The sequence below is a fragment of the Microcystis sp. genome (assembly GCF_048564745.1).
Classification (GTDB): domain Bacteria; phylum Cyanobacteriota; class Cyanobacteriia; order Cyanobacteriales; family Microcystaceae; genus Microcystis; species Microcystis ichthyoblabe_A.
This window is the reverse complement of record NZ_JBLZRT010000199.1, coordinates 1-10,543: the sequence shown is the minus strand read 5'-3', so window position 1 is coordinate 10,543 and position 10,543 is coordinate 1. Positions and strand designations below refer to the sequence as shown.

8 protein-coding genes and 1 pseudogene are annotated in these 10,543 nt (G+C 43.1%); 4 read left to right on the top strand and 5 right to left on the bottom strand.

Going from position 1 to position 10,543, the window contains the following annotated elements:
- Positions 1–192: 192 nt before the first annotated feature.
- The 3 genes from ACOCD9_RS20455 to ACOCD9_RS20445 form a co-directional block, all read right to left on the bottom strand.
- Positions 193–981 carry a mechanosensitive ion channel family protein gene (locus tag ACOCD9_RS20455; protein WP_419548296.1) on the bottom strand — a complete coding sequence of 263 codons (789 nt, stop codon included), beginning with the start codon at positions 979–981 and terminating at the stop codon, positions 193–195.
- A 215-nt stretch (positions 982–1,196) separates the two neighbouring features.
- Positions 1,197–2,366 carry an HhoA/HhoB/HtrA family serine endopeptidase gene (locus tag ACOCD9_RS20450; RefSeq protein WP_287702261.1) on the bottom strand — a complete coding sequence of 390 codons (1,170 nt, stop codon included), beginning with the start codon at positions 2,364–2,366 and terminating at the stop codon, positions 1,197–1,199.
- A gap of 151 nt (positions 2,367–2,517) precedes the next feature.
- Positions 2,518–3,186 (bottom strand): hypothetical protein, encoded by a 669-nt coding sequence (locus ACOCD9_RS20445; protein ID WP_104397215.1) that lies wholly within the window; start codon positions 3,184–3,186, stop codon positions 2,518–2,520.
- Positions 3,187–3,394: 208 nt separating this feature from the next.
- On the opposite strand from ACOCD9_RS20445, the gene ACOCD9_RS20440 reads away from it, so the two are divergent.
- A complete protein-coding gene (locus ACOCD9_RS20440) occupies positions 3,395–5,518 on the top strand; it encodes a serine/threonine-protein kinase (RefSeq protein ID WP_287702263.1) in 2,124 nt (707 codons plus the stop codon).
- A gap of 163 nt (positions 5,519–5,681) precedes the next feature.
- On the opposite strand, the pseudogene ACOCD9_RS20435 reads toward ACOCD9_RS20440, so the two are convergent.
- Positions 5,682–6,381 (bottom strand): annotated as a pseudogene (locus ACOCD9_RS20435) (transposase); the annotation flags it as partial.
- Between the two features lie 629 nt (positions 6,382–7,010).
- Here ACOCD9_RS20435 and ACOCD9_RS20430 point away from each other — a divergent pair.
- Complete coding sequence (locus ACOCD9_RS20430; protein ID WP_287702279.1) at positions 7,011–7,394, top strand: DUF4346 domain-containing protein; 384 nt, start codon at positions 7,011–7,013, stop codon at positions 7,392–7,394.
- Positions 7,395–7,527: 133 nt separating this feature from the next.
- Here the strand turns inward: ACOCD9_RS20430 and ACOCD9_RS20425 are convergent, their stop codons facing one another.
- Positions 7,528–8,391: a branched-chain amino acid ABC transporter permease gene (locus tag ACOCD9_RS20425; RefSeq protein WP_287702265.1), complete on the bottom strand. Its 864-nt coding sequence runs from the start codon at positions 8,389–8,391 to the stop codon at positions 7,528–7,530.
- 270 nt (positions 8,392–8,661) lie between these two features.
- Between ACOCD9_RS20425 and ACOCD9_RS20420 the strand changes: the two genes are divergently transcribed.
- Positions 8,662–9,171: a pentapeptide repeat-containing protein gene (locus tag ACOCD9_RS20420; RefSeq protein ID WP_287702267.1), complete on the top strand. Its 510-nt coding sequence runs from the start codon at positions 8,662–8,664 to the stop codon at positions 9,169–9,171.
- Positions 9,168–10,295, top strand: a complete 1,128-nt coding sequence (locus tag ACOCD9_RS20415) for a 5-(carboxyamino)imidazole ribonucleotide synthase (RefSeq protein WP_287702269.1) — start codon at positions 9,168–9,170, stop codon at positions 10,293–10,295. The genes ACOCD9_RS20420 and ACOCD9_RS20415 overlap by 4 nt, the downstream gene beginning before the upstream one ends.
- The last annotated feature ends 248 nt before the right edge of the window (positions 10,296–10,543 follow it).

Below are 10,543 nucleotides of genomic sequence, written 5' to 3'. Positions count from 1 at the left end.
CTCCAGCTACATCAAATGTTCCAAAAAAATATAGAAGAGCTAATGCAAATTAGCCGCTATCGGTTGAAGGATTACATCAAAGGACAAAGAGCAATATCGCTTGCCCTATCTACCTTCTAGCTCGCTTGTCCCCCTCTCAGGCCTTCGCCCTCTTTGAATAATTTTCCAGAAATATAGTCTTTAAAGCAAACCCTATTGATTGTGTAAAACCGTGTGGGTAGCAGGAATAGGATAGCCCGCTTCACCGAAGGATTCATAGATAACCTTATTACTGTCAAAATAGACCTGCCAATAGTTATCGTTACTGCAATAGGGACGTACTGCTAAGAGAAATCCGGAGGGATTAAATTCTAAAATTTCCACATCGGGAGCGGGATCAGTCAAAACATTGGGGATACGGCTAATTTTATCCTTTAACAGAGCGATCGCTTCTGGGACATTTACCCCGTGACTTAATTGAGCGGTCAACTCCACACGACGATAGGGATTAGCGGAAAAATTTTGAATATTCCCAGAAAAAATGCTGTTATTGCCGACTACAGTTTTAATGTTGTCAGGAGTGTTAATAGTAGTGGCAAATAAACCCAATTCGTCCACCGTGCCAGTTATACCTCCCGCAGAGACAAAATCGCCCACCTTGAAGGGACGGAACATAACTAAAAAAGCCCCGGCGGCAAAATTGGCCAACAGCCCCCCCCAGGCAGCCCCGATCGCAATACCAGTAGCGGCTAAAAGTGCGGCAAAAGAAGTGGTTTCAACGCCAAAAAAGCCCAAAATCGCCACGATCAGGACAACTTGCAGGACAATGAGGATGAAAGAAATGATATATCTAATGATGGTAGGATCGACGTTGCCCTTGGCCAAACTGGTTTTGAGCAGATTAACCGCTAGATTAATCAACCATTTACCGATAAACCAGAGTATGATCGCCCCGATTAATTTCGCCCCGAAGCTGATCGCTAAATCCCTGATAAAGTACATTTAATTGCTAACTTGAGCCGGATCCATAGTTATTATCCTCGCAAAGAAATAAAGCTAATTTACACACAGATTATAGGGGCGAGAGGAAAAACCGAGAACTCTCTCAAGGAAAAAAACCGATTTGGTGATGGGGAGTATTTTCAGTGAACAGTAAACAGTGAACTGAAAACTTACATCTGATAACTGATAACTGATAACTGATTACTGATTACTGATTACTGATTTGACATTTGGGCGGTGATTACGGTGAGATCGATCGCCCTTTCCCCCCTTCTAATTCTGAGGGGTAAAGATTGACCGATTCCAGTTTTTTCCACCATTTCCTGTAACTCAGTGCCATCGCTAACCGGTTGATTATTAGCTTTGACAATCACATCCCCGCGACGGATCCCGGCTTTTTCGGCGGGGGTATTGGGTAGGACTTTCACCACCAAAATTCCCGACACTTCCGGCACGATCATGGGAGAATTGGGGTTTTGATTATTAGCCCGGGCTAAATCGGGAGTTAGGTTAACCATCTGCACACCGATATAGGGATGGGCCACCTTTTGACCTGATTCTAGGGTTGCTTGTAACTGTTTGGCCCGGTCGATGGGAATGGCAAAACCGATGCCCATGGCATCAGCACGAATCGCCGTATTGATACCGATGACTTCCCCTTGGGCGTTGAGTAAAGGACCGCCGGAATTACCCGGGTTAATAGCGGCATCAGTTTGGATAAAATCAATGCGTTTATCGGGAATACCCGCCTTAGCCGCCGATCGCCCGATCGTGCTAATAATTCCTAAAGTTACCGTATTATCTAGACCGACGGGATTGCCTACAGCGATCGCCCAGTCCCCCACTTGTATGGATGCGGAATTGCCGAGGACGGCCACAGGTAAATTTTCCCCTTGGGAATTAATTTTCACCACGGCTAAATCAGTGATCTCATCAGTACCGCGTACTTCTCCTTTAAAGCTACGACCATCTTTTAAAGTTACCGTTACCTTATCGGCATTATCGACCACATGGGCGTTAGTTAAGATTAAACCATTGCCATCGATAATAAAACCCGATCCCTGGCCCGCCACTCGCTGCTGGGTGGGAACACGAAACTGTTCCCCAAAAAACTCCTGAAAAAAAGGATCATCAAAAAAGGGGCTATTGGGACGAGTAATGATCGCTTCGGTGTCAATTCGCACCACTGCCGCACCCGTGCGGGCCACTGCCTTAGCGACAAAACTTTCCGCCGTCATCTCCGGGGGGATTCTGGCCAGATCGGTGGCAGCAGTGGGCAGATTTTGAGCATTTACCGCCGCTAAACTGCTAAAACCGAGCATAACTCCCAGAAAAGTTGCCAAAGCATGGGTAATAGTTCGCCGTAACCCTGTAGGAAGTTTCATACTTTGATCTCTGAATTCTGATGTTTTAACTGTTTCTGTCTATCGGTTGACAGACCGACTATTAAAAATCTAACAAATCGATCGCTCCGATTAAATCTATGGTTGACACCAAATCCGTCTGCTGGCGGATTTGGTGATGGTTTGCCGTTTACTAATCTCTGATCACTAGGGGCGATTGCAGGGTAATATTTAAATCTCGATCGGGGTTAACAGAGTATAACTGCGCGGAACTACCACCGACAATTCCCGCCGTCGGTAAACCCCATCCCGCAAGGGTTCCCACGGCTGCCCCCGCTAAAACATCGAGAACTTCGATCTTGCGATCGCCTGTAAGAGCAGCGATCGCTGTGGCTGCCCCCGCACCGGCGACGGTTCCCGCTAAGATATCTTGAGTTTTTGCCCCTTTACGCACGGTTTCAGTGGTAGTAATTAATCGGGAAGTGGCATTGAGGGGAATGGTGCGATTGCCCCCATCGAGGGCAATTTCATCGGCAATAAAGCGCACACCTCGGCCTGCCGCTTCTAAAGTACCCTTGACTTCACTTCCTGCTGCAATCACCACACTCCCATTCCGATCACGAATATCTCTGGCTACGGTTAAAGTCAGAGGAATAACATCACTTTTAGAAACTAAAATTTTATCGGCTTTCTCGTAATTCAAAGGGATAACTGTTCCGGCTGGAATCGAGATTTGTTGGGCGATGAGACGTTGCCGATTAATATTACTTTGAGCGAGGACGGGAAAAGTACCGGACATCGACCCCATCAGCAGGGTAATCAGTAGAGCTGTGCCGGCTCTAGTACCAGGATTGATAGACATAGCGGTTATCCTCTCAAAAAACAACAGTGAACTTTCTCTGTTTCTAGATTATTTTTTTCTGTCTGTCATGTCAGTCCCCTCCACAGGGAATTTTTTCCCTCTCTATAGGGAAAAAAGTAGAATAGGGGAATTTCTGCGTTTTGTCCAGCGACCGCAAAAGAGAGCCGAAAAGCCTAGAATAGTAAAAAACCTTGGATTGCCATCGTCTATGGAACTCGCTGCCGGAAAAATCCTTAGTCATCGCTACCAAATTATCCGTCAATTGGGAAAAGGGGGATTCGGACAGACTTTCTTGTCCTGCGATCGCCAGTTACCCAATCAAAATCGCTGTGTGATCAAACAATTTCAACCCCAGTGCCGGAATGCCGAAACTGTAGCCATCGCTAGACGACTCTTTGAAACCGAGGCGAAAATCCTGCAAGAATTGGGCAATCATCGCCATATTCCCCGTTTATTTGCTTATTTTGAGGAAAATGGGCAATTTTTTCTCGTGCAAGAATACATTGAAGGGGAAGATTTAGCCACAGAAATTACTGCCGGTGTCTATAGGCAAAATGAAGAGAAAGTAGTGGCTTTATTAATAGAAATTCTCTCAATTCTCGAATTTGTCCATCAAAAACAGGTGATCCATCGCGATGTTAATCCCTTCAATCTTATTCGTCGCAGCCAAGATGATCAATTGGTTTTAATTGATTTTGGTGCTGTCAAACAAATTAGCACTCAAGTAGTTAAAGAAGGTAAAACCGTTTCTACAGTCGCTATCGGTACCCCGGGTTATTTCCCTAGTGAACAGGCCCAAGGTTATCCCCGTTTTAGTAGCGATATCTATGCCACTGGTATGATTGGATTACAAGCTTTAACCGGTAAAGCTCCCCAAGATATTCCCTTGGATGCTCGCACGGGGGAAATTCTCTGGCAACATTTGGCCATGACTAGCGCCGAGTTTAGTGATGTTATCGATCGCATGATCTGCTATGATTTTCGTCAGCGTTATACCAGCGCCAGTGAAGCATTAATCGCTCTGAGAAAATTAGGAAAAATTCATCATCTCGATCCGAAAATTACCCAGGCAGTGAAATCTCAAAGTCAAGTTGCTCGTCAAGGGAAATCTTGGCTAACAAAAATCTTGTTTGTCTCTGGGACAATTGGTTTAATAGCTGGTGCTTATCTGGGTTTTGACTATTGGCAAAATTCCCGTAATTCTATTAATTACTATCAACAAGGTCAGACTTTTTATCAACTCAAACGTTATACTGATGCCCTTAATTCCTATGGTCAAGCCTTAAAAATTAATCCCGATTATCTTGAGGCATTGCAAGGAAAAGCCGATGCTTTATTGGCTTTAAAAAGATACTCGGAAGCTTTAAATACCTACGAAAAAGCTATTCAAATTAACCCAGATTCCGCTTGGCAAGCTTGGCTCGGTCGCGGGGAAGCTTTAGATAAATTAGGCAAAAATCAGGAGGCTTTAGAAAGTTTTGAGCAGGTCTTATCTCTTAATCCTGCTGCTAGTCAAGCTTGGCAAGGTAAAGCCGATATTTATCTAGAACTGCAACAATATTCCGCCGCCCAAAAAGCTCTTGAAAAATTGTTAACTTTTCAAAAAAATGATGCCAAAATATGGTATAAAAAAGGTTGGTCATTACAAAATCTTGAGGATTATGAAGGGGCAGTTAAAGCCTACGATCAGGCTCTAGCAATTGAGTCAGATAATGCCTTAATTTGGTATCAAAAAGGAAATAGTTTGTATCAATTAAATAAAATTAATGATGCCTTAGAAAGTTATAGCAAAGCCGGACAATTTAATCCCCAATTTTCCCAAGCTCACTATAGTCAAGGGATTATTCTGCAAAAATTAGGCCGCAATTCAGAAGCTTTGGAGGCATTTACTCAAGCAACCCAAGCCAATTCTAATTATTATCAAGCCTGGTTAAATCAAGGGGCATTACTTCATCAAATGGAAAGATTTCAAGAAGCGATCGCATCCTACGAAAAAGCTCGCCGTATTTCTTCCCAAAAAGCCGAAGTTTTTATCGGTATCGGTAACGCTTACTATCGTTTAGGCGACAATTCTCAAGCCATAAATGCCTATCAACAGGCGATTCAAAGACAAAAAGATAACCCCGAAACCTGGAAAAGTTTAGGCAATAGTTGGTTTAAACTCGGTCAATACGAGCGAGCGATTCAAGCTTATCAAGAATCACTTCGTTATCGTTCCAATGACCGAGAAGTGCAAACACAAAAACAACTGGCAGAAACTCGCTGGCAAGAACTTCAGCAATCTCCCCAAAACCCAACCCCCAAAGTGGATAGCGAGGAACCAGTTCGCTAACTTCCGCTCTTTTTCTGGAGCTTTATCCCTTTTTACCAGTATTTCTCGGCAATAATTCCCGTCCTTGATAAAACTGTTTTTTCAGTTCTCCCAAGCGCTAATAAGCTGGGTTCTTCGGTTTGTGTTATGCAATGGACGGGGGTTATAAGGGATGGAACCCTTATGCCGATGGTATCAATTCTTTCACTAAATTTTTATAGGTTAGCCAAAGGTCTATGCTCACTTCTTCAATTTGTTCTAATACCTCTTTTCCCCAGCCTGTAAGCGTTTTTCTCAACTCCTCTTGTGTTCGCTTCTCTAGAATAGCTATTAGTTTTCCCGTATCTAAATTTACTAAAACTGCACAGTAATTTTTTTGTCCCTTCACTAGAGCGATTTCATCAATTCCTAGTCTTTTTAATTTCGATAGGTCTGCCTCTGTAATTTCTTCAGCGATGTCCTCTAGCATTCTTTGAATCTCTTCTTCCGTTACGTCATTTCTTCGGCTAACATTTAAAATATCTCCTTCTTTTAATTGTTCAAGTATATTCTCGGCTAGTCTTTTCGTATAGGTTCGTTTACTGGCGACAAAATCTAACTCTTCGCTAAAGGGTTTCTGACAATTATCGCACTTAAATTGACGACGATTAACTTGTAGGTACACTGATTGGCCTGAGAGCGGTAAATCTTTGACTAAATGTCGATGATTTTGGTGTAGTTTATCGCTCTCTAACCCACAACGAAGACAGGACGTTCGGCGAGCTCAGTCGAGCCGTTGCTTTTTTATTTTTCGATTCAATTCGGAAAACTATACCGATATTTTCTAGGTGTACATAGCCTTGAATAGAGGTTCCTTCTAGGTTCAAAAATTTGTCAAGTATCATAAGTAAAATACTCTGGTTTTTGGCGATTATATCAAATCTTAACTCGATTGTCTATCTTTTGGTATTAACCTGTTTGTGTCTTAAGTCTTTCCCTGTATGGATTTTAGCTATTTTTGAGCGTAGGCACTCTTATCGAATTTTATTTTAAGTTAATTATTTGCATAACAATTACCGAAGAGCCTGTTTTTCTGAGTTTATCCTCGTTTATCCTCATGTTGCCAGAGGACAAGGATGATGGTATGTGATATAATTTGCTCTTGCTTTCAACTATATATTTAAGTACCTAAGCAAAATTAATTACACATCTAAGCCACTACTCCGTCAGACTTCTGGTGTGAGGAAACAGTGAACTGAAAACTCAAATCCGATCCCTAATAGCTGTCTCCCGTCTCCCGTCTCCCGTCTCCTGTCTCCGTTCGGACCTCGGCGTGAGACTTCGGACGTTCGGCGAGCTCAGTCGAGCGGACGGTGAGGCTTCGACGGTGAGCTCAGCCGAACCGCCTGTCGAACCGCCGCGTGAGCTTTTGTCGAACGCTCGGTCGAACGCAAAAGCTCACGGCCGAAGCCTGTCTCCTGTCTCGACTAGGAAATTAATTTTGCACGACTACTTAAGTGATTTTGTCAAGAAAATGAGCGAATTAAAATCCCAAATCGCAGCTATTGATCATCAACTTTCTAAACGTCCGATCGCTCTCGATCCCGCAGGATATTTTATTATTTATCTTGATCGAGAAGCTGGGTTAATCTGTGCCAAACATTACAGCAATATTATCAACGAAAAAGGTTTAGCCGTCGATCCAGAAACGGGAAAAGTTATCGGTGTTAGGCAAAAACTTGATCGCAATCCTGAGACTATTTACACCGCCAGGACTGCCAAAGAATTAGCCGTAAAAGTGATCGAAGAAACCCAACCTTGTCCGATTACTATGTTCGATCATGCTGCTTATTTAGGTCGAGAATTCACCCGTGCTGAATACGCTTTAATCACTGGGGAAGAATATATTCAGGATTAAAAATTGGGCTTTTCAGTGATCAGTGATCAGTAAACAGTAAACAGTGAACAGTAATCAGTAATCAGGGATAAAGATGAAGATAAATAAATAAATAACTTAAAACTCACATCTGATAACTGATAACTGTTAACTGTTAAACCGTGCCTTTAAATAAACCTTGGGGACGGAATAATAACAGCAAGATCATAATTAATAAAGCCACGGCTAATTTATAATCAGAACCAATTAAGGGAACACTAATTTCTTGAGCAACACCAATAATTAAAGCCCCAGCAATCGCTCCGTAGGGATTACCAATACCACCTAAAATAACGGCCGCAAACATTGGTAAGATTAAAAACCAGCCCATATTGGGGCGTACTCCCCCGGTAATTAACCCGAACATACCTCCGGCTAAAGCAGTTAAAACTCCCGTAATTATCCATGTCCAGAAGACAACCCATTCGACGTTAATTCCAGTTACTCTAGCTAAATCGTTGCTGTCAGCTACGGCACGCATCGCCTTACCGATCTTAGTTTTTTGTAATAAAAAATGGAGGGCAATAATAACTATAATTGCCAAACCAATGACTAACAAGCGATCAAAAGCTACTTTAATACCAAAAATTTCTGTAGCGGTCATCACAGGCAGATCGTAGCGTTGATTACTGCCGCCCCAGATCATTAAAATACCATTGCGAAGAAATAAAGCCAAACCGATCGAAATAATAATTAAAGTGGTAGGCTCAGCCCGTCGATCGCGCATAGGTTTCCATAATAATCTCTCGGCAATGAGCATGGCAATAGCTGTCACTGCTGCCCCCACCAGCATCGCTAACCAGAGATTAATCCCTTGAGCATTTACCACCCAAGTTATGTAAGCACCCAAAGTCATAAAATCGCCGTGGGCAAAATTAGACAGACGCAAAATGCCACAGGTAAGGGTTAACCCAACAGCAGCCAGAGCAATAATACTGCCGACGGCTAAACCATTGAATAAAAGTTGCGGTGTATCCATCAAACCTCTTGTATAAATCAGAAATTGTCCTTAGAAATAGGAGTCAGGAGAGAGAAAAGTAATTAACTTTTGTCTTTTACTTTATTTAGCTGAAAGCTCAGGGCCTGTGGCTTAAATATTTTTGTTTAGACCCAATTGCATGGCAGTATAAGCTTAGACAGCTATTATAAAGGTTTGTGTGCCAGCAATTTCTCGCGGCCGGCGAAAAGCTGACGGCGGATGACTTACTGCTATAAAATCAAGAATGCCCACTGATGGAATTTGCCGCCAATGAAGACTATCTTTCGATTAGCGATCGCTTTTTTTGCCTTACTATTTATCCTATCTCCTGTCCATGCCTTAGCTGCCAGTTCTGCTGCTGTCACAGGAGCCAATGCCAGTTATGAAAACCAGAATCTGACAGGAAAGGATTTTTCGGGACAAAATTTGCAATCTGCCCAATTTACTAACGTTAATCTGCAAGATTCTAACTTTAGCTCTGCCGATTTGCGCGGGGCAGTGTTTAACGGAGCCTCTATCATCGAAGGCAACTTTCATGGAGCGGACTTAACCAATGGTTTAGCCTATCTGAGTACCTTTAAAAATTCCGATTTAAGCGATGCCATTTTTGCCGAAGCGATTATGCTGCGTACCATTTTCGAGGGAGTAAACATCAACGGTGCTGATTTTAGTTTTGCAGTGCTTGACGCGCAACAAATCAAAAATCTCTGTGAAAGAGCCGAGGGTGTCAACTCAAAAACTGGCGTCTCTACTCCAGAATCTTTAGGATGTGATCAATGATGCAAACAAGGGTTGGTGTTATTGGTGGTGGACAATTAGCTTGGATGATGGCACAGGAAGCCAAGAAATTAGGCATTTCTCTAATTTTACAAACACCACACCCCGACGATCCCGCCGTTGCTTTAGCTGACGAGGTTGTCTTCGCGGAAATAGCTGACGCGGAAGGCACAAAAAAACTAGCTCAACATTGTGATCTGATCACTTTTGAAAATGAGTTTGTTAATTTAGATGCCCTAGAAGAATTAGCGGCCACAGGAGTGCAATTCTATCCTAGTTTGGCAAATCTGCGCCCCCTATTGGATAAATACGAGCAAAGATCTTATTTGCGCTCCCTAGGGTTGCCTGTGCCTGATTTTTGGGCGATAGATAATTTATCCCAATTAGAAAATTATCCTTTTCCGCTAGTGCTGAAAGCGCGACGACACGGTTATGATGGTCAAGGAACCTTTATTATCCGCACTCCTGAAGAATTAAGTGCCAAAAAGCCGCAATTAGAGCGTCTTGACTTGATGTTAGAAGCTTATATTCCCTACGAGCGCGAATTAGCCATCGTTGCCGCTAGGGGATTAACCGGGGAAATCGTCACCTATCCCGTGGTGGAAACCCATCAAGAGGAGCAAGTCTGTCACTGGGTAATCGCTCCCGCCGCTCTTAACCAATCTTTACAGTCTCAAACCGAACATATCGCCCATCATCTGTTAAGTAGTTTGTCGGCGGTGGGTGTTTTCGGAATCGAATTATTTGTCACTCCGCAGGGAGAGGTATTGATTAATGAAATCGCTCCCCGTACCCATAATTCGGGTCATTACAGCCTTTCTGCCTGTCTTACCTCCCAATTTGCCCTACAACTGCAAGCAGTGGCTAATTTGCCCCTCGGAGCCACGGATTTAAAATCTGCCGGGGCAGTTATGGTGAATCTATTGGGTTTTGAGGATAGTGACGGTGATTATGCCGAAAAAAGAGCAGTTTTAGCGGCAATCCCCGGCGCTCAGGTTTTTTGGTATGGTAAAAAATCCCGTCCCGGTCGAAAATTAGGCCATGTCACCCTCTTAAGGGATACAAGCGATCGCTCTGAGTTATTGGCCCTAGCAAAACAGATAGAAAAGCTTTGGTATGGTTGTTAGGGAAGTGGGGTGTATTTTCAGTGAACAGTAAACAGTGAACAGTAAACAGTAATCAGTGAACTGATAAGTAGCTGGTTATAATTATATTAAAAATGTATTTGAGGTTCGATCCCCCCTGCCCCCCTTGATCTATCCATTAGTCGGATCTTTCTTAACAAAAAGAGAAGAAACTTAAAAAAAGGGGAAACGATTGATAGGTATAGTTTTGAAAGAAGGAATCAAGGTGGAGGTAAGCAAAAAAATGGAGA